This window comes from Empedobacter sp. 225-1, assembly GCF_030328185.1.
GTDB classification, from domain to species: domain Bacteria; phylum Bacteroidota; class Bacteroidia; order Flavobacteriales; family Weeksellaceae; genus Empedobacter; species Empedobacter stercoris.
Genome location: NZ_JACALO010000012.1, coordinates 49,677 through 70,699, shown reverse-complemented (window position 1 = coordinate 70,699; position 21,023 = coordinate 49,677). Strand labels below are relative to the sequence as shown.

20 protein-coding genes are annotated in these 21,023 nt (G+C 32.5%); 6 read left to right on the top strand and 14 right to left on the bottom strand.

Going from position 1 to position 21,023, the window contains the following annotated elements; genetic code table 11:
* Positions 1-119: 119 nt before the first annotated feature.
* From HX088_RS05395 to HX088_RS05385, 3 genes are all read right to left on the bottom strand, one after another.
* On the bottom strand, positions 120-962 hold the full coding sequence (locus tag HX088_RS05395; protein WP_171621940.1) for an OmpA/MotB family protein: 843 nt from the start codon (positions 960-962) through the stop codon (positions 120-122).
* Between the two features lie 147 nt (positions 963-1,109).
* The gene (gene lysM, locus HX088_RS05390) at positions 1,110-1,565 is read right to left on the bottom strand and encodes a peptidoglycan-binding protein LysM (protein WP_286483627.1); all 456 of its coding nucleotides are present in this window, start codon (positions 1,563-1,565) and stop codon (positions 1,110-1,112) included.
* Between the two features lie 63 nt (positions 1,566-1,628).
* Positions 1,629-2,465: a hypothetical protein gene (locus tag HX088_RS05385; protein ID WP_188319161.1), complete on the bottom strand. Its 837-nt coding sequence runs from the start codon at positions 2,463-2,465 to the stop codon at positions 1,629-1,631.
* Between the two features lie 128 nt (positions 2,466-2,593).
* Here HX088_RS05385 and HX088_RS05380 point away from each other — a divergent pair, with 128 nt between their 5' ends.
* Positions 2,594-3,634: an asparaginase gene (locus HX088_RS05380; RefSeq protein ID WP_260542090.1), complete on the top strand. Its 1,041-nt coding sequence runs from the start codon at positions 2,594-2,596 to the stop codon at positions 3,632-3,634.
* A gap of 55 nt (positions 3,635-3,689) precedes the next feature.
* On the opposite strand, the gene HX088_RS05375 is transcribed toward HX088_RS05380, so the two are convergent.
* The 3 genes from HX088_RS05375 to HX088_RS05365 all read right to left on the bottom strand — a co-directional run bounded on the left by HX088_RS05375 (position 3,690) and on the right by HX088_RS05365 (position 6,920).
* Positions 3,690-3,947, bottom strand: coding sequence for a CPCC family cysteine-rich protein (locus HX088_RS05375; protein ID WP_286483626.1), 258 nt, complete (start codon positions 3,945-3,947; stop codon positions 3,690-3,692).
* 16 nt (positions 3,948-3,963) lie between these two features.
* Positions 3,964-5,370: a DHA2 family efflux MFS transporter permease subunit gene (locus HX088_RS05370; protein WP_188320222.1), complete on the bottom strand. Its 1,407-nt coding sequence runs from the start codon at positions 5,368-5,370 to the stop codon at positions 3,964-3,966.
* Positions 5,371-5,471: 101 nt separating this feature from the next.
* Positions 5,472-6,920, bottom strand: a complete 1,449-nt coding sequence (locus HX088_RS05365; RefSeq protein WP_286483625.1) for a T9SS type A sorting domain-containing protein — start codon at positions 6,918-6,920, stop codon at positions 5,472-5,474.
* A 201-nt stretch (positions 6,921-7,121) separates the two neighbouring features.
* Here HX088_RS05365 and HX088_RS05360 point away from each other — a divergent pair, with 201 nt between their 5' ends.
* Genes HX088_RS05360 through HX088_RS05350 form a run of 3 tightly spaced genes read left to right on the top strand, consistent with a single transcriptional unit; the run spans position 7,122 to position 9,283 of the window.
* Positions 7,122-7,781 carry a TatD family hydrolase gene (locus HX088_RS05360; RefSeq protein WP_286483624.1) on the top strand — a complete coding sequence of 220 codons (660 nt, stop codon included), beginning with the start codon at positions 7,122-7,124 and terminating at the stop codon, positions 7,779-7,781.
* Between the two features lie 11 nt (positions 7,782-7,792).
* Positions 7,793-8,515 carry a tRNA threonylcarbamoyladenosine dehydratase gene (locus HX088_RS05355; RefSeq protein WP_286483623.1) on the top strand — a complete coding sequence of 241 codons (723 nt, stop codon included), beginning with the start codon at positions 7,793-7,795 and terminating at the stop codon, positions 8,513-8,515.
* A 60-nt stretch (positions 8,516-8,575) separates the two neighbouring features.
* A complete protein-coding gene (locus tag HX088_RS05350) occupies positions 8,576-9,283 on the top strand; it encodes a hypothetical protein (protein WP_286483622.1) in 708 nt (235 codons plus the stop codon).
* 182 nt (positions 9,284-9,465) lie between these two features.
* On the opposite strand, the gene carB is transcribed toward HX088_RS05350, so the two are convergent.
* The 8 genes from carB to HX088_RS05310 form a co-directional block, all read right to left on the bottom strand.
* On the bottom strand, positions 9,466-12,693 hold the full coding sequence (gene carB / locus HX088_RS05345) for a carbamoyl-phosphate synthase (glutamine-hydrolyzing) large subunit (protein WP_286483621.1): 3,228 nt from the start codon (positions 12,691-12,693) through the stop codon (positions 9,466-9,468).
* A gap of 166 nt (positions 12,694-12,859) precedes the next feature.
* Positions 12,860-13,945, bottom strand: coding sequence for a glutamine-hydrolyzing carbamoyl-phosphate synthase small subunit (carA, locus tag HX088_RS05340; RefSeq protein WP_286483620.1), 1,086 nt, complete (start codon positions 13,943-13,945; stop codon positions 12,860-12,862).
* Positions 13,938-15,074, bottom strand: coding sequence for an aspartate aminotransferase family protein (locus HX088_RS05335; RefSeq protein ID WP_188319168.1), 1,137 nt, complete (start codon positions 15,072-15,074; stop codon positions 13,938-13,940). The genes carA and HX088_RS05335 overlap by 8 nt, the downstream gene beginning before the upstream one ends.
* A 36-nt stretch (positions 15,075-15,110) precedes the next feature.
* Positions 15,111-15,470, bottom strand: a complete 360-nt coding sequence (locus tag HX088_RS05330; protein WP_225541124.1) for a four helix bundle protein — start codon at positions 15,468-15,470, stop codon at positions 15,111-15,113.
* A gap of 36 nt (positions 15,471-15,506) precedes the next feature.
* Entirely contained in the window at positions 15,507-16,493 is a 987-nt protein-coding gene (gene argC, locus HX088_RS05325) for an N-acetyl-gamma-glutamyl-phosphate reductase (protein WP_171621928.1), read from the bottom strand.
* Between the two features lie 83 nt (positions 16,494-16,576).
* A complete protein-coding gene (gene argG / locus HX088_RS05320) occupies positions 16,577-17,758 on the bottom strand; it encodes an argininosuccinate synthase (RefSeq protein ID WP_225539390.1) in 1,182 nt (393 codons plus the stop codon).
* Positions 17,759-17,765: 7 nt separating this feature from the next.
* Entirely contained in the window at positions 17,766-18,218 is a 453-nt protein-coding gene (locus HX088_RS05315) for an arginine repressor (RefSeq protein WP_171621926.1), read from the bottom strand.
* Positions 18,219-18,288: 70 nt separating this feature from the next.
* Positions 18,289-18,867 carry a GNAT family N-acetyltransferase gene (locus tag HX088_RS05310; protein WP_171621925.1) on the bottom strand — a complete coding sequence of 193 codons (579 nt, stop codon included), beginning with the start codon at positions 18,865-18,867 and terminating at the stop codon, positions 18,289-18,291.
* A 251-nt stretch (positions 18,868-19,118) separates the two neighbouring features.
* On the opposite strand from HX088_RS05310, the gene argB reads away from it, so the two are divergent.
* Together argB and HX088_RS05300 are read left to right on the top strand one after the other, a co-directional pair.
* Positions 19,119-19,886, top strand: a complete 768-nt coding sequence (argB, locus tag HX088_RS05305; RefSeq protein WP_171621924.1) for an acetylglutamate kinase — start codon at positions 19,119-19,121, stop codon at positions 19,884-19,886.
* Positions 19,880-20,947 (top strand): M20 family metallo-hydrolase, encoded by a 1,068-nt coding sequence (locus HX088_RS05300; protein WP_286483619.1) that lies wholly within the window; start codon positions 19,880-19,882, stop codon positions 20,945-20,947. The genes argB and HX088_RS05300 overlap by 7 nt, the downstream gene beginning before the upstream one ends.
* Positions 20,948-21,023: the final 76 nt, after the last annotated feature.

Here is a 21,023-nt window from a genome sequence, read left to right as displayed (position 1 = left end):
AAATGCTACACCATATTTTACTTTTCTTGTCATAAAAAATGCCCCCAAAAGTGTCTAACTTTTTGGGGGCAGTGTATTTAGAGTGGCTCTTTTTATAATAATTCGAATTATTTATCTAATTAACTTTTTGGAGCTTGTCCAATTAAATCCATAAATTGATCTAACTTAGGTAAGATAATAATTTGTGTACGACGGTTTTGTGATTTTCCTTCAGGGGTAGCGTTTGTAGTTAATGGATTGTATTCTCCACGACCACCAGCTGTTAAACGTTTTCCATCAACACCATATTGGTTTTGTAATGCTTGTACTACAGATGATGCACGTAAAGCAGATAAATCCCAGTTGTTACGGATGTTTGGTTTAGAAATTGGCACATTATCTGTGTTACCTTCAATCAATACATCGTAGTCTTTATAATCATTGATGATTTTTGCAATTTTACTTAAAGTTTCTCCTGCAGCAGGTGAAATCTCATAGCTACCAGATTTATACAACATATTATCTGCTAATGAAATATACACCACACCTTTTAATACTTTTACATCAACATCCTTTGCTTCATTGCTTGATAAAGAACGAGTTAAGTTGTTTGTTAAAACCATATTCAAACTATCTGATTTGCTTTTTGCATCAATCAAGTGTTTGATGTATTTATTCGATTGGTTGATCTCGTTAACTAATTCAGACACATTTTTAGAACCACCATTAATACAATTTTTCAATTGCTCTTGTAATTGTTTAATTTGGTTTCTTTCACTCTGAACTGTGTTCTCGTATTGACCTTGATTAGCCTCGTAATTAGCTAATTTGGCTTTCGCTACAGCTAATTCTGTTTGACATCCTTGGTTCTCAGAATAAGCAGAATTGAATTTATTTTGTAATTCATCATACTTCTTCTGACTCACACAACTAAATAAAGTTGAAGCAGCGATAACCGCTACTGGCAAAATTGAAACTTTCATAATTATTTTTTTATTTCAGTTATACGAATATATGTTATTATTTTTTATTGGAACTAAATATTCCTCAAAAACCATGCTGTAAAAATAGAAAACTCCCACAATCGTAAGGTTGTAGGAGTTTTAATATCTTATCTAAATTCTATTCTATTAATCCTGAGGAATATACAATACTTGTCCTGGATAAATTTTATCTTCGTGTTTTAACATTGGTTTATTTGCTTCGAAAATTTTTGGATATTGCATTGGATCTCCATAAACTTGTTTGGCAATTTTAGATAAAGAATCTCCACTTTGCACAGTGTACATTGTTTTAGAAATATCTGGAATTTCAATTTTTAAAGGTGTTTTTAACGTTAATTGATCTTCTACTGCTTCTACTCCATCAATGTTTCCTGCTGTTGCTAAGATTTTTTGTTTTTCGTTGATATCCAGAGCTTCTCCTGAAACTACAATTTTTTCTCCATCAGCAGAAAATGTAACTCCTGATAAATCAAAACCTTGTTTTGCTACTTGTTCTTTTACTTTAGCTGCTTTTTCTTCTGGAGTTTCTGCTCCTCCGAAGACTTTTTCTCCGGCATTTTTAATAAATGAAAATAATCCCATAGTGAGTTGATTTTAATAATATTTATTTGTTGATTTTTAGTAAATATACTATTTCTCTTACAATTATCGTGCAATTGATGAATATTTCTTTTTCAAATTTTCGCTCATCAATCGCTGTTGTTGAATTTGAGTTGTTAATTGATTAATCTTTGCATCAAGTCCTTTATCTTTATCCTCTTCTATTTGTATTTTTCCGTTCAATGAAACAACTTGATCTTCAATTGTACGCAAAGCATTTTCTGTTTTTATTTTTTTCTTCATCAATCCATCCATCATTTTATCGTCAGATTCTCGTTCTAATTGATTCACGACTAAATCCAATTTATCGCCTAAGGCTTGCTTTTTACTTTCTAATTTTAGAAGTGTATTACTATTTTTTAAATATGATTTGATCGAGCTTCCTTTCTTTATTTGCGCATCCGCATTCTCTTTTGTTAAACGAATCATATTTTCATTTGCTAATTTCAATTCAGTTCGTACACAACTTTGTTTTGTTTTGACGGCTAAATCCTGTAATTGATTATAAATTAAATCAAATTCTGCAGAATGACTATTAAATGTCATTCCATTTTGATCTGTCAATGTGTTAATCACAGTTGTTTTCCCATTTTCTTCCTCCACCAAACTAATAACTGATTTATACACATCTTGCGAATTCTTGAACTTGATATTATTGGCTTCATGCTTTTTAAGAAATCCTGAAGCTCCTTCTTTGTTTGTCACCCAATTTTCCCACGATTTTACAATCAAACTTTGGGCACAATTATCCGTCGAAAAAGCAAATGATTTTAAATCTTGTCCATTCATTTCATATTCTACTTCAAATAATCCTTCATCAGATTGTGCAAAAACAGCGACAGATGTAATCAAAGTTGTAATGGCTAAAAGTAATGTTTTCATCAAGTTTATATTTTAAAATTCTATTTACAATTATTTTACCCAATTTAGCAAATTATGAGCGTTTTTGAAAAGGTATTGTACAGATTTTTTAGAATGGTTAATTTTATCCAGAAATTAATCAAAACCCCATGCAGACAAAAATTTTATTGATTTATACAGGTGGTACAATTGGAATGGCCAAAGACTATGGCGATCAATCTTTAAAACCTTTTAATTTTGATAATTTATTGAAGAGAATTCCAGAATTAAGCCTTTTGGACTGTTCTTTCGATTATCATAGTTTCGAAACGCCAATTGATTCTTCTGATATGAAACCGAAATATTGGATAGAAATTGCCGAAACAATTCAGCAAAATTACGAAAACTATGATGGTTTTGTTGTATTACATGGCACAGATACGATGGCGTATACGGCATCTGCAATGAGTTTTATGATTGATAATCTTGAGAAACCAATCATTTTTACTGGTTCTCAATTACCAATTGGAGATTTGCGAACTGACGCCAAAGAAAATTTGATTACGTCTATTCAATTAGCATCGTTGAAAAAAGATAATCAACCAATCATCAAAGAAGTATGTGTGTATTTTGAGTACAAATTATTCCGTGCAAATAGAACAACTAAGATTAATGCAGAAAACTTTGATGCTTTCGAATCACCTAATTATCCAGTTATAGGAGTTTCTGGTGTTCATTTAGAAGTTAAAGAAGATTTGTTGTTAAAAAATACAGTTACAGATCAACTTAGTATCAATAAAAATCTTAATGTTGATGTTGGTGTATTAAAGATTTTCCCTGGTATGAATCGCTCTTTTATCGAAAGTGTTTTGAAAGCGCCAAATATGAAAGCGTTTATTATTGAAGCTTTTGGAACTGGAAATATTTTCACTGACGATTGGTTCATCGAATTATTAAAAGAACTTACCAATAATGAAATTCATCTCATCATCAATACGCAATGTGCAGGTGGAATGGTAGAACTTGGACGTTACGCAACAAGTGATGCTTTATTGAATATGGGTGCAATTTCGAGTTTTGATTTAACTATGGAAGCTGCTATTACAAAAGCGATTTACTTATTAGGACAAAACCTCTCGAAAGAAGAATTTAAAAAACAATACGAAACAAATCTGAAAGGAGAACTTCGTCATCATTTTTACAATGATTAATTTAAATGATATCAACATAAAAATCTCTACTTTGTAGAGATTTTTATGTTTTATATTATTTTTCATCTTCAAAAGGTTGACGAACTGAATCTAAGAATATTCTCTCCGAAGCTCCAAACTCTTGAAAATTTTTTCTCGCTTGCTCTAAACATACTTTATTTGCACCATCTTCATACAAAGGATCATCAAATTGAATTCCATCATCTTCCCAAAAACATACTTCACATAATTGAAAAGTATTAGTTGGTTTCTTTGAATATGTAAAGTATCCACAACATGGACATTGATATTTTCCTTCTTTGTTTGTCATCATAAACCTAAGATAGCATTTATTTCTTCCCTGACATCGAAGCGCCATCAGATTCTTTTAACTTGAAAAAGATATAGGTTGATAGAATCGTCATTACACCCATTGCTAAAAATGAATAACGAAAGGCTTGTACTTCTACACCATTCGTTAACCCTTTCATATCTCTAAAAAAACCTAATATTAGAGCTGCGACAGAAATTCCAAAAGTCAACGATAATTGTTGTGTTACGGCTAACAAACTATTTCCTTCGCTTGAGGTTTTTTCATCCAAATCGGCTAAAGAAATGGTATTCATAGCTGTAAACTGAATCGAACTGAAAAATCCGTTCAAAATCATCAATGGAATAATATAATAAATGGGCGATTGTGATTCTAAAAAGAAAAACAGACAAATAATTAACCCTAAAATAATCGTATTTGCTATCAACGTATTTCTGTATCCAAATTTATTTACAATTGGTACTACAAAAGATTTTGCAATAATATTACTTGCTGCAGCTGGAATCATGATTAATCCTGCTACAGTAGCAGTATACCCATACCCTACTTGCAACAATAACGGAATAAGAAAAGGTATTCCTCCAATTCCTAAACGTGTAATTAGATTACCGATTATTCCAATTTTTAGCGTTCTTATCTTAAACAAATTCAAATCTATTAAAGGATGTTGTTTATGTTTCGCATGATAGATATATAATCCAATTAAAAAAATAGAAACAACAGTTAACGCTAACACTGTTTGTATTCCAATCACCCGAGTTGAAGTAAGTTCCATTATCAAAGTTAGAACTGTAACACCTCCACTGAAAAGTATTAAACCTTTGATATCAAATTTGAATACAGGATGTTTAAAATCAGGCAATGCAAAACTTGTCATCCAAAGAGCTAAAATTCCAAATGGAATATTCACGATAAAAATCCAATGCCAAGATAAGGTTTCAACTAAAATACCTCCGATAGTAGGACCTAAAAGAGGTCCAATTAAACCAGGAATAGTAATAAAATTGATTACTTTCAACAATTCACTTTTCGGATAAGCGTACAAAATCGCCAAGCGAACAACAGGCACCATCATTGCACCACCTATTGCTTGAATAATCCTCGAAATAACTAAAAAAGGTAAACTTGTTGCAAACGCACATAAAGCTGAACCAATGGTGAAAATAATAATCGCGGATTGAAAAACTTTTTTTGTTCCATATTTATCTGAGAGCCATCCACTCAAAGGAATTAACAAGGCTACTGTTAACGTATATGCCACAATAATTGATTGAATTTCTAAAGGAGATTTATCTAATTCTTTGGCAATTGTAGGTAAAGAAGTATTTAAAATTGTACCATCCAAAGATTGCATAAAAATTGCCATCGCACCAAGCCATGGCAAATATTTTAACATTTTTGGATTTAAAATATGATTAGAATTCATTGTGGTCATTGTAGCAAATTCTATTCCTTTTTAGCTACTATTTACTTCCTTGTTCGATTTAAAAAAAGACCTAAAATATTTAGGCCTTTTTTTTCTATAATTTATTTTTTAATAAACTTCAAATTTTTAGTTCCTTCGTTTGTAGAAACAGAAATAATATATACTCCTTTGGTAAAAGATGAAACATCTATTTCTTTCATTTTTTTATTATTAATTGGAATTATTCGTCCATTAATATCATAAATTTTATAATCTAACACTTTCGCATTTGATTGTATATGTAGTAACTTCTCTGTTATTGTTGGATAAATTTTAAGATTAAGCTCTTTGGATGTATACTCCTGAATACCCAAATTTTGAAAATTCAGTACTGGATAATTATCATTTAATCCATTAACTATTCGCCAAGGTTTATCAGAATTTGAAGCATTTAATTTATCTGCAAATGTTTCATTTTTCATTACAGAAGTTATATTTCCAGTAATATCAACCAACATACCTTCCATCTCTAAAACTCCAACCGCATCAATAGTGGAAACTGTCTTGTCAAAATGTGCATTTTTAAACTCTGCATTCCCTACCATTCCAGCAAAAGAACCTACAGCTATTGGTGAAGCAACATTACCTACAGCATAAGAATTTTCTACATTCAAAGCAAATTGCGCATATCCTACAAAACCACCAGCTCTTTCAATATTTGCCTCAACATCTGTAATACAATATGAATCTTTAACTACGTTCGTTCTATTTGGACCAAATGCCATTGTTGTAAAACCTACGAATCCTCCAATAATATATTCTCCTTTAACTGTTCCTTTGGCAAAAGAATTTGTTATTGTAGATTTATCCCATAAATTCCCTGTAAATCCTCCTACTTGATTAAATCCTTCTACGTAGCCTTCAAAAGAAGAATTATTAACAAAAGAATCTGTTAATACACTTCCCGCAAAACCACCAATATTATAAGAAGTTGTAATAATTTCTGCATTTGTTACATGACAGTTATCCACAAGACTATTTGTAGAAAGGTTACCAACAAAACAACCAGCTGTATCTTTTGCTCTAACCTTAATATTGTCTATTTTTAAATCTTTGAAAGTTGCTTTGAAAGCTTTTCCAAAGAAACCAACAAAATCTCCCGTTGGCCTATTAATAAAAACATTCTTAATGGTGTGATTATTCCCCAAAAATATCCCTGAAAAAGGTTTTTGATATGAGTATCCAATCGAAGTCCATAAATGTTTTCCGACATCAATATCATTCGAAAGTATTATCGTTTTTCTTGAAAAATCATTTCCATCATATACCAACTTAGCTAAACCAGCAAGCTGTTCCGCATTACTCAAAGTAAAAGATGTTGAAGTGGAATTGTACCAACTAACATCTGTAAAGTCTATCCATTCAGTAGTCGGAAAATTTTCAGTTCCTTTATTTGTTAACTCTTTTTGAATTGATGATTCAAGTAAATTAGGTGCTTTTCCAGTTTGTCCAAATAAAGGTACACCAGTCATGAGTGCAGTTAAGAAAATTGTAAATAGTGTTTTTTTCATATTTTGTGATTTAAACACTAATATATTATTATTTAAAACTTTAACAACTATAAAACTAAATAATAACTCTATTTATTTTAAGTAATTACAATCACTTACTAAACTAATTATAAACAAGATATAAAAACAAAATTTTATTTTAAAACAAAATTCCATAATCATACAGATATACTTAATTTTGTAATTATTATAGCAATAAACATGTTTCTCAACGCGCATACACATCATCTATCTAACGATTCAACGGTTTTAGAATTGTACAATCAATTTCCGAATAAGCTGAATAATAGCGTAAAGCTATTTTCTATTGGAATTCATCCAGCTTATATCAAAACCTCATCAATAGAAGAAGAAATAAGACTTATTAAACAAAATCTTTCAAATAAAAATTGTTTAGCAATCGGAGAAATTGGCTTAGATAAATTGTGCGAAACAGATTTTAAGTTACAAATCGAGGTTTTTGAACAACAATTAAAGATTGCGGAAGAATTTAAAATTCCTGTGATTATACATTCGGTTCGTGCTTATCAAGAAATCTTACAGATTCGCAAAAAAATGAAATTAACGATTCCGTTTATGTTTCATGGTTTCAACAAGAACGAACAATTACTCCATCAGATTTTGGTGCAAAATTGTTTTGTATCTTTTGGTAAAAATCTTCTTTCTAACAAAAACTTACAAATTATATTTGCAAAAATTTCTGCGAGTCAATTCTTTTTAGAAAATGATGCAAGCGAAATTCCGATAAAAGAAATTTATGCATTTGCAGCAAATTTGAGAAAAATAACAATTGAAGAATTACAACTTCAACAAGCAGAAAATTGGAAAACGATTTTCGGTTACGAAGTTCAATCAAAATAAAATACATTTCAATGGCAGTTTGGCAAGAAAGAGCTGAATTATTATTCAAAAAAGAAGGTTTAGAAAACCTTAAAAATTCTAACGTTTTAGTCGTAGGTTTAGGAGGTGTTGGCTCTTTTGCCGCAGAATTTATTGCACGTGCAGGCGTTGGTAAAATGACAATTGTGGATGGCGATACAATAGATATTACAAATATTAACCGTCAATTACCCGCTTTACATTCGACAATTGGACAACATAAAGTAGATATTGTTGGTGATCGTTTGATGGATATTAATCCTGAATTAGACTTAACACGTATCAACGAATTTTTGAGTCCAGAACGTACACACGAAATCGTTACACCCGATTTTGATTATGTCTTAGACTGTATCGACTCTGTTACCCCAAAAATTAATTTAATCTTAGCTGCAAAACGCAAAAAAGTGAAAGTAATTAGTAATATGGGTGCAGGAGGAAAATATTTGGCAAGTAAAGTTCAGGTGCGTGATATTAGTAAAACTGATGTTTGTCCTTTGGCTAAAAATGTACGAAAACGATTAAAAAAAGAAGGCATTAATAAAGGTGTAAAAGCTGTTTTTTCAACAGAAGTTCCTGATGAATTATCGGTAAAATTGACAGATGGTAAAAACTATAAAAAATCTTTTTATGGAACCAATTCGTGGATACCTGGTTTATTCGGGTTGCATGCTGCTGAAACAGTGATTCGACATCTATTAAAAAATGATAAATAATTAACTACTTTCTTAAAGATTTAAGTAATTTAGTTGCAAATTAACAAAGAGACTAAAAAAATGAAAATCAATTACGATTATATCACATACGAAGATGTTTTGAGAGCACGTCAATTTATGTACGAGCAAGCGTTGGAGCAGAATGCGACTAATTCGTTGTTGAATACGGCGAGAGATTTATTTGGAAATAGTAATTTCGAGATGTGTATCAAAGTTTGTGAAGGTTTATTGGATGCAAAAGACCCAAAACAATTATATGACGCAAAAAAATTGATTGCTTTATCCTATTATAGCTTACAAGATTTTGAAAATGCTGACAATGCTTTCTTTGATTTAGCTCAGAATTCAGATAACTCAGACGATTGGTTTAATGTTGTCATTTCTGCAGCTTTAAATAAAAACATCGAACGTAGTCAAGAATGTTTCGGAATTGCATTAGAAAAATACACAAAATTTGGTCATCAACGCAATATGCCTTCTGTACAATTGATGTTGCATTACATGATTACATTAGAAACTGTAAAAGAATATGCATTGGCTTTAGAACAATGTAAAATGTTGGTGCAAGTGTATGCTAAATTGAAAAAAACAGACGAAAAATTCTTAAGCTCTCGCGGATTAGAACAAATCGAAAACTTTTTAGAAACGGCTAAACCAGTTCTGAAAAAAGCGAAAAAGAAAGAATTAACGGAAATCAAGAAAGAATTATTAGAAGCTCTTGATGCAAACGGCATAGAAAAAGTAGAAGCTTTTTTTGCTGAGTTTTAAGAAAATTTAATTTCTACATATTTTAAAATCCACTTTGAGAGAAGTGGATTTTTTGTATGGATAAATATTGTAAATTAGTCAAAAGAGTATTGAAGCGGAAAAACGAAAAAGTTCACACTAATAACAAATAAAAAGCCTCGCAATTGCGAGGCTTTGAACTTATAACTTAATACTTAAACGTATTACTTATTTCTGTATTCATTCCAAGTTTTGATTTTTAAATCATCCATTGTTAGGGTTGTAAATGCATTGATGAAAGCTGAAGCTAAACGTGCATTTGTAACCAATGGAATGTTAAAATCTACTGCTGTACGACGAATTTGATAATCATTATCTAATTCCACTTTTGTTAAGTTTTTCGGAATGTTGATTACCATATCAATTTTCTTATCGTGGATGTAAGACATTACATTTGGTTCTTTTTTATCAGATGGCCAATACACTAATGTTGAATAGACATCATTATCCATAAAGAATTTATGTGTTCCTTCTGTTGCGTAAATTTTATATCCTTTTGCAATTAATTGTTTCGCAGGTCCTAATAAAGCAACCTTAGATTCAATTGGTCCACCAGAAATCAATACTGTTTTCTCTGGAATTTCATATCCTACAGATAACATCGATTTTAATAAAGCTTCTTCAGCTGTATCTCCAATACATCCAACCTCACCTGTAGACGACATATCCACTGATAACACGGGATCGGCACCAGCTAAACGTGTAAATGAGAATTGAGAAGCTTTAACTCCTACGTAATCTAAATCGTAAACTAATTCTGAGTGTCCTTTTTCTACTTCTAATCCTAATAATACTTTTGTTGCTTTTTCGATTAAGTTATTTCCTGCCACTTTCGATACAAATGGGAACGAACGAGAAGCACGAATATTCGTTTCAATTACACGAACTGTATTATTCTTCGATAAAAACTGAAGATTCATTGGACCAGAAATCTCGAAACGTTTTGCGATTTTCGCCGCAACTTTACGCATTTGACGAATTGTTTCGATGTATACTTTTTGAGGTGGATAATACATTGTCGCATCACCAGAGTGTACTCCTGCAAATTCCACATGTTCAGAAATCGCATAGTCAATAATTTCTCCGTTTTGACAAACTGCATCCAATTCGATTTCTTTTGCTCCTTGTACGAATTCAGAAACGACAACTGGATAATCCGGAGATACTTCTTTCGCTAATTTCAAGAAAGCATCTAATTCTTCCGTATTTGATACGACGTTCATCGCAGCACCTGATAATACATAAGAAGGACGAATTAAAACTGGAAATCCTACCTCATCCACAAAGTGATGAACTGCTTCTAAAGAAGAAAGTTCCTTCCAACGTGGCTGATCAATTCCTAATTCATCTAAAATAGCAGAGAATTTGTGACGATTTTCTGCATCATCAATACGTAAAGGAGAAGTTCCTAAAACATTGATTTTTTCGTCGTACAATTTCATTGCTAAATTGTTTGGAATTTGACCTCCTGTCGAAATAATTGTTCCTTCAGGTTGCTCAAAATCCAAGATATCCATTACACGTTCAAACGATAATTCTTCGAAGTATAAACGATCTGACTCATCATAATCCGTCGAAACAGTTTCTGGATTATAATTGATAATAATCGTTTTGTAACCATTTTTAGCTGCTGTTTGTGCTGCATTTACACAACACCAATCAAATTCTACAGAAGATCCGATACGGTAAACACCAGAACCTAAAATACAAACTGCTTTCTCTGTTTCAGTTTCAATATCATTTTCAGTTCCGTGATAAGTTACATATAGATAATTTGTTTGCGCTGGGAATTCGGCTGCTAACGTATCAATTTGTTTTATAACAGGAACAATTCCGAAGTTTTTACGTAATTCACGAACAGTTAATTCGTTTCTGTGTACATTCACATTTCCTTTAACTAAAACAGCGATTTGTTGATCTGAGAAACCTGCTAATTTTGCTTTTTTCACTAAATCAGCATCCACCTGTTCAAAACGTTCTAAGACTTCAAACTCTTTCGAAATGTTGAAAATTCTTTCTAAACGTTGTAAGAACCATAAATCAATTTTCGTTAAATCATGAATTTTCTCGATTGAATATCCAGCTTTGAACGCTTCTGTGATCGCATATAAACGCTCATCATTTGGCTCAGCTAACCATGTATCTAATGACTCTCCTTCTGGAATTGTAAATGAATTTGCGACAAATCCTCTGTGTCCGATGTCTAACATACGAACTCCTTTCTGAATTGCTTCTTCGAAAGAACGTCCGATTGCCATTACTTCACCAACCGATTTCATTGCAGAACCAATGTTACGACGAACACCGTAGAATTTATTTAAATCCCAACGAGGTAATTTCACTACACAATAATCTAATGCCGGTTCGAACATCGCAGATGTAGTTTGCGTTACGCTATTTTTTAATTCATCTAATGAGTAACCTAATGCTAATTTTGCTGCAACGAAAGCCAAAGGATATCCAGTTGCTTTAGAAGCTAAAGCAGAAGATCGAGATAAACGAGCATTCACTTCAATTACACGGTATTCTTCCGAAACAGGATCGAAAGCATATTGAATGTTACATTCTCCAACTACACCAAGGTGGCGAATAGTACGAATGGCAACTTCACGTAATTTATGGTATTCTGAATTTGTTAATGTTTGAGATGGAGCGATAACAATCGATTCACCTGTATGAACTCCAATCGGGTCAAAGTTTTCCATATTACAAACCGTAATACAGTTATCATACGCATCACGTACAACTTCGTACTCAATTTCTTTCCATCCTTTTAAAGATTCTTCCACTAAAACTTGAGAAGAATAATTGAATGCTTTATCAACTAATTCTAATAATTCTTCTTCATTGTTTGCGAAACCAGAACCTAAACCACCTAAAGCGTATGCTGCACGAATGATTAATGGAAAACCGATACGTTTACCCGCTGCCATCGCATCTTCTATTGTCTCAACAGCTTCCGAACGAGCAGTTAAAACGCCAATTTGGTCTAATTTTTCGATAAAAATATCACGGTCTTCTGTTGCTTCAATCACAGGAATTTGTGTTCCTAAAACTTCAACACCGTATTTTTCGAAAATATTCTCTTTATTTAATTCAACCGCACAGTTTAAAGCTGTTTGTCCTCCAAAGGCAACTAAAACTCCGTCTGGTTTTTCTTTTTGAATTACTTTTTCTACGAAATATGGAGTTACAGGTAAGAAGTAAACTTCGTCTGCAATTCCTTCAGAAGTTTGAACAGTTGCAATATTTGGATTAATTAAAACTGTTTTGATTCCTTCTTCTTTTAACGCTTTTAACGCTTGCGAACCAGAATAATCAAACTCTCCAGCTTGACCAATTTTTAGTGCTCCTGATCCTAATACTAATACTTTTTTTATATGTGATTTCATTATTTTTTTGTTTTGTTGTTTAATCTAATTAATTCTTAACCGCAGAGATCACAAAGATTTACGTAAAGAATAAGTGATTAAAATCTCTCCTATTTTTATTAATCTCTACTCTTTGTTCTCTGCGTAATCTTAGCTTCTTTGCGGTTAAATAAATTGATTAACTAAATTAATTTACACTTTTATTATTTTTTACTTCTTCAATAAATTCATCAAATAAATACTCTGTATCAACTGGTCCTCCCATAGCTTCTGGGTGGAATTGAACGGTGAAGAATGGTTTTGATTCGTGACGAATTCCTTCACAAGTACCATCATTTAAGTTCGTAAAAAATGTTTTGAATCCTTCTGGTAATTTCGAATCATCTACTGCGAAACCGTGGTTTTGAGATGTAATAAAACATCTTTTTGTTCCAACTAATTGTACCGGCTGATTATGCGAACGGTGTCCATATTTTAATTTGAAAGTAGACGCACCAGCAGCTAAACTTACCAATTGGTTTCCTAAACAAATTCCAAAAATTGGCTTATCTTCTTTCAAAGATTCTTTGATATGATTAATGGTAGCAACACACATCGATGGATCTCCAGGACCATTTGAGATAAATAAACCATCATACTCTAATGTTGAATAATCATAATCCCAAGGTACTCGAATAACCTCAACACCACGATCTACAAAACAACGAATAATGTTATTTTTCACCCCACAATCTACTAAAACAATTTTTACATCAGCTCCTTCGTTGTAACGAATCACTTCTTTACATGATACTTGATCCACTAAATTATCTAAATCAGGATTGTAAAATTCTACATCTGTATCTGCAACAATCTTTCCTAAAGTAGAACCTTGATCACGTAATTTTTTTGTAATCATACGTGTATCAACACCGTAAATACCTGGGATATTTTGGCTTTCTAACCAAGCGCCTAATTTTTGGATAGCGTTCCAATGCGAATAATCATCTGCATAATAAGAAACAACTAAACCAGTAACTTGAATTTTATTTGATTCCATCCAAGTTTCGATTGATTCGATCATCGCTTTATCATCAGGAACACCATAATTTCCGATCATTGGAGCTGTCATCACCATAATCTGCCCTTTGTATGAAGGGTCAGTTAAACTTTCATTGTACCCAACCAAAGCTGTGTTAAATACTACTTCTCCTGCGGCAGAAGTATATGCACCGAAAGATTTTCCTTCGATTTCTAATCCGTCTTGGAATACTAATTTTACTGTCTTATCCATTGATGATAATGTTAATTTCAGTTTCTAATGCTGATATGAATTTATCTACGTATTGTGTTGTAATTGTAAGTGGAGGCAATAAACGAATAACATTTGTACCTGCATAACCTACAAAAATATTGTGTTTTGTTAATAAGTTATTTTTTAACGCTGCAATTGGAAAATCAAATTCGATTCCGATCATTGAGCCACGACCACGAACCTCTTTGATTTTTGGAAATTTGTTTAATTGAATTCCGATATAATTTCCAATTTCTTTAGCATTGTCAATTAAGTTTTCTTGTTCGATTACATCTAACACTGCAACAGCAGCAGCACAAGCTAAATGATTTCCTCCGAAAGTTGTTCCTAATAAACCATAAGACGCTTTGAATTCTGGTGAAATTAAAACTCCTCCGATTGGAAATCCATTCCCCATTCCTTTTGCCATTGTGATCAAATCTGCTTTGATGTCAGAATGTTGATGTGCGAAAAATTTCCCCGAACGTCCATATCCACATTGTACTTCGTCAGCGATCAAAATAACGCCGTTTTCTGTACAAACATTTCTTAATTCTTGAACGAATTCATCTGATGGTAAAACAATACCACCAACTCCTTGTATAGGTTCGTAAATAATAGCAGCAACGTCTCCTCCAGCAATAATCTCTTTAATAGCATCAATATTATAATCTACAAAAGAAACTTTGTGATGCGCATTAAAAGGCGCTACAATTTTTGGATTATCTGTTAAAGCAACAGATCCAGATGTACGTCCATGAAAAGCACCGTTAAACGCAATGATGCGATCTTTTCCTGTATGAAAAGAAGCTAATTTAGCTGCATTTTCGTTTGCTTCAGCTCCAGAATTACATAAGAATAATGTATAATCTTCATATCCTGATAAACGTCCTAATTTCTCTGCTAATTCTGTTTGAATTGGAATTTGAACTGAGTTAGAGTAAAATCCAATATTGTTTACTTGTTCTGTAATTTTTTGCACATAATGCGGGTGTGCATGCCCAATAGAGATCACTGCGTGACCACCATATAAGTCTAAATATTCTTTTCCGTTTTCGTCCCAAAGGATACAATCTTTGGCTTTAACCGGAGTTACATTCATTAATGGATATACGTCGAATAGTTTCATATTAAAAGTTTTGAGTGATGAGTTTTGAGTAATGAGTTAGTTTTTTTCTCTAATTTTTTTAATTAGTGAAATTAACATGGCTTTTATTTCATTACACTCATCGGTTAATTTTGAATAATCTTCAATATTAATGTATTTTAAATCCTTGGCTAATAGAATAAAGTATGTAACTTCATTCAAAGAACCTAAAGCTATATTTAAGAATTGAGCAAAGTCTTTATTTGAGTTTCTTCCACAACCTTCTGCAATATTTGCAGGAATGGAAGATACTGCTCTTTTGATTTGAGAAATTAGTCCAAATTGTTCTTCTTTAGGAAACAGATTTACAAGTTTATATAAATCTAATACTAATTGATGTGAACGATTCCAAACTGTTAATTTTCTGTAGTCTTGCATAATCTCAAAACTTATAACTCAATACTCATAACTTAATTAAAACGCTACCGTTTTTAGATTAAGTCCTAAATTTTCTTCCCAACCGAACATCAAGTTCATATTTTCTACAGCTTGTCCAGAGGCACCTTTTGTAAGGTTATCGATAATAGAAGTTATCAATAATACATCGTCTTGTTTCTGGATATGTAAAAAACATTTGTTGGTATTTACGACTTGTTTCAATGCAATTGGCGCGTTAGAAACAAACGTAAAAGGTTCGTTTTTGTAATATTCGTTAAAAATATTTTTTGCTTCTTCTTCTGACAAATCAGATTTAAGATAAACACCAGCTAAAATTCCGCGCGCAAAATCACCTCGCATTGGTAAGAAATAAACTTTGTTATTGAAATCTTTTTCTAATTGATTCAATGTTTGATAAATTTCTCCTTCGTGTTGATGTGTAAACTCTTTGTAAAAAGAAACATTATTATTTCGCCAGCTAAAATGCGTCGAAGCCGACAAACTTTGCCCAGCTCCTGTAGATCCTGTTACCGCATTAATGTGAATATCATTTTTGATTTCATTTTTTGCAGCCAAAGGCAATAATGCTAATTGAATAGCTGTTGCAAAACAACCAGGATTTGCTATGTTTTGAGCAGTTTTGATTGCTTCGCGATCCAATTCTGGTAAACCGTAAACAAACGTCCTATCTTCGAAAATATGGTTCGCATTTAATCGAAAATCATTACTCAAATCAATAATTTTTGTTTGAGCTGAATAGGTATTATTCTTTAAAAACTCTGCTGATTTTCCGTGACCCAGGCATAAAAAAACGACATCAGCATTTTCGTCTATTTTATCCGAAAATACGATGTCAGTTTCTCCAAACAAATCGTCGTGCACTTTGGTAACGGGGTTGCCTGCATTTGATGTGCTGTACACAGACGAAATAGTAACCATCGGATGATGAATTAATATTCTTAGCAATTCGCCTGCTGTGTATCCAGCACCTCCTACAATGCTTACGTTAATTTTGTTTGACATTTGATATTTTTTGCGCGTGTTTATTGTAATTTAATATTGAAATAAAGTGGATTCAATTTAATGAACCCACTTTAACGAATCAATTAATCGAAACTATGAACAATCTTTAATTGATTACCGAATATTTTGATGAAACCTCTTGCATCTCTCGAATCCCAAGCATCGTTTTCTTCACCATAAACAGCAACTTTAGATTGCATCATATCATAAGGAGACTCGATACCAATCATTGAGAAATGGTAAGGATTTAATTGAACTTTTACTTTACCTGTAACTTTTTCTTGTGAAGATTCTAAGAATGCTTCGATGTCACGCATTACAGGATCTAAATATTGTGCTTCGTGCAATAAAGTTCCGTACCAGTTAGATAAAGAATCTTTGTGCAACAATTGCCATCTTGTTAAGGTATGTTTTTCTAATAAATGATGAGCTTTGATCAATAGATAAGCAGCTGGAGCTTCGAAACCTACACGTCCTTTAATTCCTAAAATTGTATCTCCGACATGGATATCTCTACCGATAGCATATTCCCCACCGATTTCGTTTAATTGTTGGATCAAAGCAACTGGAGATAATTTTTTTCCATCTAAAGCAGTTGGAATCCCTTTTTCAAATTCAATTTCAATTACAGATGGTTCTGTTCTTGATAATTGAGTTGGATAAGCTTCTTCTGGTAATGCTTGGTTAGATGTTAATGTTTCTACACCACCAACAGATGTTCCCCAAATTCCTCTGTTAATAGAGTATTTTGCTTGTTCCCAACTATAATTTACACCATTTGCTTGTAAATATTCTACTTCTTGTTGACGAGATAATTTTTCGTCACGGATAGGAGTGATGATTTTTGAATTTGGAGAGATCACTGCGAAAGCAACGTCAAAACGAATTTGATCATTTCCTGCTCCTGTAGAGCCATGTACAATGTATTCTGCTTCTACATCTTTTGCATACTGAGCAATAGCAATTGATTGGAACATACGTTCTGCGCTCACAGATAAAGGATATGTGTTATTTTTTAATACATTTCCATAAATTAAAAAACGGACACAATCGTTGTAATACTTATCTGTAATATCAATTGTTACGTGTTTAGATGAACCTAATTCGTAGGCACGAGTTTCGATTTCTTTTAACTCTTCTTCAGAAAACCCACCAGTATTTACAATTACGGTGTGCACTTCCATTCCTTGATCTTTTGTTAAGTTAACCAAACAGTACGATGTATCTAGACCTCCACTGTAAGCTAAAACTGCTTTGTTGCTCATTGTTTGTTTATTTGTTTATATTGGGAATAATTCTTCTTAATTCATTGGTAACCTCTTCTCGGCTACTCTCTTCTTTCAATACGATCAACACCGTATCGTCTCCAGCAATTGTTCCAATTATTGTATTGAAATGTGTGTTATCTATCTCAAAAGCAATTCTGTTTGCATAACCTGGCTTTGTTTTAATAACCCCTAAATTGTTAGAGAAAATCAAACTTGTTTTTTCGTTATGTGTAACCGTTGCTGTTGGAGCAACACTTTCTGTAAGGCGATAAATGTATTGTCCCGAACTATTAGGAACTTTTGAAACTTTCAATTCGCGCAAATCTCTGGATAAAGTTGCTTGAGTAACTGAGATATCTAAATCGATTAATTTTTTTAATAATTCGTCTTGATTACTGATTTCTTGATCTGTTATTAAATCTTTTATAATCTGGAATCTGTATTTTTTATTACTCATTTTGAATATTTATTCGAAATTTTATGCAAATATACTCATTTTAGACAAAAAAAAACCTTAGTCCGTATATTTATTCATCTTCTTTTTTATCCGCATTTTGTTTTGCTTGCTGAGCATATTTGTCATCAAGGTTATCATAAACCAATCCTGTACAAATACAGCGCTCGCGATCATTATCCATTAAGATGTGATAGTTTTTACAACTTTTACATCCATTCCAAAATTCATCCGATTGTGTTAATTCCGAAAAAGTTACTGGCTTGTATCCTAATTTTGTGTTCATACGCATTACAGCTAAAGAAGTTGTAATACTAAAGATTTTTGATTTTGGGAATTTTGTACGAGACAATTCAAAAACTGCATGTTTTATTTCGCGCCCAATTCCTGAACTCCTTAAATCTGTACGTACAATTAAACCTGAGTTTACAACGAATTTTTCTTCTTCGTAAGTTTCAATGTAGCTAAACCCCGCGATTTGATCATTATCATCAAAAGCGATCACAGCATTTCCGTTGCGCATTTTGCGCTCCAAATAAACTGGATTTCGTTTAGCAATACCCGTTTTTCTCATACGAGCTGATTCTTCGTACCATTCGCACAACAATTCTGTGTACTTGGCATCGTCTGCATTTGCTATTCTAACATACATAATTTAAGGGAAAGTTGATTAATGATAAAAAATCGAGAAAAGATGACCAGTTGTCATCACACTTAAGTAAAATATGAGAACCAATTGGCTTGCTTTCTATCAGAAAGCTTCTCTCATAATTGAGAAGAATAATTTCAGTAATTTCTTCCATTAATCAATAAGATATTCAGTTATTATACTGAGATGCAAAGTTAAATATTATATTTTTGTAACACCAAAAAAAAGCAAACAAAATTTACATATTTATTAAAATGTTGAAAATTATAAAAATAGGAGGCGGAATTATCGACAATGAGCAAGAATTAGAACAATTCTTACAAACGTTTTCGGAAATCAAAGAACCAAAAATTTTGGTACATGGAGGTGGAAAAGGCGCTTCAAAAATGTTAAATCAATTAGGTATCGAGCCTAAAATGATTGAAGGACGACGTATTACAGACAAACCTACCTTGGATGTTGTGACAGGTTTATATGCAGGAAACTTGAACAAAACCATTGTTTCTAAATTGCAAGCATTTGGCTGTAATGCTTTAGGTTTATCTGGTGCAGATGGAAATGCAATTAAAGGAACTAAACGTCCTGTAAAAACTATTGATTATGGTTTTGTAGGTGATTTGAATGATAATAGTATCAATAAAGAATTGTTTCAATTGTTAATCGACAACAACATTACGCCTGTTGTTTGTGCTATTACGCATGACGGAAATGGACAATTATTAAACACAAATGCAGATACAATTGCTTCTACAATTGCAGTAGCGATGTCGAAAGAAAACGAAGTTGAGCTTAATTTTTGTTTCGATAAAATAGGTGTACTTCGCGATGTAAATGATGACTCAACTTTGATACCAACTATTAACGAAACTTTATATTTGCAATTAAAAGAAGAAGGTGTAATTTTCGAAGGTATGATTCCGAAATTAGACAATTCATTCAAAGTAATCAATGCGGGTGTAAAAAATGTATGTTTGGTACATGCGCGCAACATTAACTCAGAGATTAAAACAATTTTATGTTAGAATTAGCTATTCTCAAAAAGAAAGCTGTCGATTTATTATGTCAATTAATCGAAACTCAATCTTTTTCAAGTGAAGAAGACAAAACAGCCGACATTATTTTTAAGTTTTTAACTGATCATGGTGCTACGGCTCATCGTCAAGATAATAATGTTTGGAGTATTCATCCAAATTTTGACGAAAACAAAAAAACAATTTTATTAAACTCTCATCACGACACCGTTAAATTTGGTTCATCTTGGACATATGATCCTTTGAAAGCGACAATCGAAGGAGATAAATTAGTTGGTTTAGGGAGTAATGATGCAGGTGCATCTGCAGTAAGCTTATTGGCAACTTATATCAATTTTCTAAACGAGGATCTACCTTATAACCTAATTGTGGCTATAACAGCCGAAGAAGAAAGTTCTGGACAACTAAATGTTGCAAGTATTTTACCTAATTTACCAAAAATAGATTTGGGAATTGTAGGAGAACCAACGCAAATGGACATGGCAATTGCAGAACGTGGATTGGTTGTAATGGACGTAATTGTAAAAGGAAAAACTGGACATGCTGCCCGAAACGAAGGTGTGAATGCTATTTACGAAGCAATTGAGGTGATGAATTGGTTCAAGTCTTATCAATTCGAAAGGGTGTCTGATATGTTGGGACCTGTAAAGATGACGGTTACACAAATCGAAGCAGGAAAACAGCATAATGTTGTACCTGATGAATGTCGTTTGGTTGTAGATTGCCGAGTAAACGAATTGTATTCTAACCAAGAAGTCGTTGATATTATTTCCAATTGTTTGTCAAAAACAATAGTAAAAGCTCGTTCGTTACGATTAAACTCTTCGCGTATTTCTGAACATCACCCGATCGTGCAAAAAGGCATCGAGTTAGGTTGTACCACTTACGGCTCTCCAACAATGTCGGATCAAGCCATGATGAATTTTGAAACAGTGAAAATGGGACCTGGAGATTCGGCTCGTTCGCACACTCCTGACGAATACATTTATCTATCAGAAATAGAACATGGAATTGAACGATACACTAATTTATTAAAAGATTTTTCCTTTTAATTTAGAAAAGAAAAGTACGTCATAACACGTTAAAAAGCATCTTCAATCGTCTTGAAGATGCTTTTTGATTTATTAA

Excerpts from the sequence above, each read along its gene's own strand:
- HX088_RS05370 (WP_188320222.1), bottom strand. The coding sequence starts at position 5,370 with ATGAATTCTAATCATATTTTAAATCCAAAAATGTTAAAATATTTGCCA.
- argC (WP_171621928.1), bottom strand. The coding sequence starts at position 16,493 with ATGTCAAACAAAATTAACGTAAGCATTGTAGGAGGTGCTGGATACACA.
- HX088_RS05355 (WP_286483623.1), top strand. The coding sequence starts at position 7,793 with ATGGCAGTTTGGCAAGAAAGAGCTGAATTATTATTCAAAAAAGAAGGT.
- HX088_RS05395 (WP_171621940.1), bottom strand. The coding sequence starts at position 962 with ATGAAAGTTTCAATTTTGCCAGTAGCGGTTATCGCTGCTTCAACTTTA.
- HX088_RS05385 (WP_188319161.1), bottom strand. The coding sequence starts at position 2,465 with ATGAAAACATTACTTTTAGCCATTACAACTTTGATTACATCTGTCGCT.
- carA (WP_286483620.1), bottom strand. The coding sequence starts at position 13,945 with ATGGATAAGACAGTAAAATTAGTATTCCAAGACGGATTAGAAATCGAA.
- HX088_RS05365 (WP_286483625.1), bottom strand. The coding sequence starts at position 6,920 with ATGAAAAAAACACTATTTACAATTTTCTTAACTGCACTCATGACTGGT.
- HX088_RS05330 (WP_225541124.1), bottom strand. The coding sequence starts at position 15,470 with ATGCAAGACTACAGAAAATTAACAGTTTGGAATCGTTCACATCAATTA.
- HX088_RS05315 (WP_171621926.1), bottom strand. The coding sequence starts at position 18,218 with ATGAGTAATAAAAAATACAGATTCCAGATTATAAAAGATTTAATAACA.
- HX088_RS05310 (WP_171621925.1), bottom strand. The coding sequence starts at position 18,867 with ATGTATGTTAGAATAGCAAATGCAGACGATGCCAAGTACACAGAATTG.
- HX088_RS05335 (WP_188319168.1), bottom strand. The coding sequence starts at position 15,074 with ATGAAACTATTCGACGTATATCCATTAATGAATGTAACTCCGGTTAAA.
- HX088_RS05380 (WP_260542090.1), top strand. The coding sequence starts at position 2,594 with ATGCAGACAAAAATTTTATTGATTTATACAGGTGGTACAATTGGAATG.
- carB (WP_286483621.1), bottom strand. The coding sequence starts at position 12,693 with ATGAAATCACATATAAAAAAAGTATTAGTATTAGGATCAGGAGCACTA.
- HX088_RS05375 (WP_286483626.1), bottom strand. The coding sequence starts at position 3,947 with ATGATGACAAACAAAGAAGGAAAATATCAATGTCCATGTTGTGGATAC.
- lysM (WP_286483627.1), bottom strand. The coding sequence starts at position 1,565 with ATGGGATTATTTTCATTTATTAAAAATGCCGGAGAAAAAGTCTTCGGA.
- argG (WP_225539390.1), bottom strand. The coding sequence starts at position 17,758 with ATGAGCAACAAAGCAGTTTTAGCTTACAGTGGAGGTCTAGATACATCG.
- HX088_RS05300 (WP_286483619.1), top strand. The coding sequence starts at position 19,880 with ATGTTAGAATTAGCTATTCTCAAAAAGAAAGCTGTCGATTTATTATGT.
- HX088_RS05350 (WP_286483622.1), top strand. The coding sequence starts at position 8,576 with ATGAAAATCAATTACGATTATATCACATACGAAGATGTTTTGAGAGCA.
- argB (WP_171621924.1), top strand. The coding sequence starts at position 19,119 with ATGTTGAAAATTATAAAAATAGGAGGCGGAATTATCGACAATGAGCAA.
- HX088_RS05360 (WP_286483624.1), top strand. The coding sequence starts at position 7,122 with ATGTTTCTCAACGCGCATACACATCATCTATCTAACGATTCAACGGTT.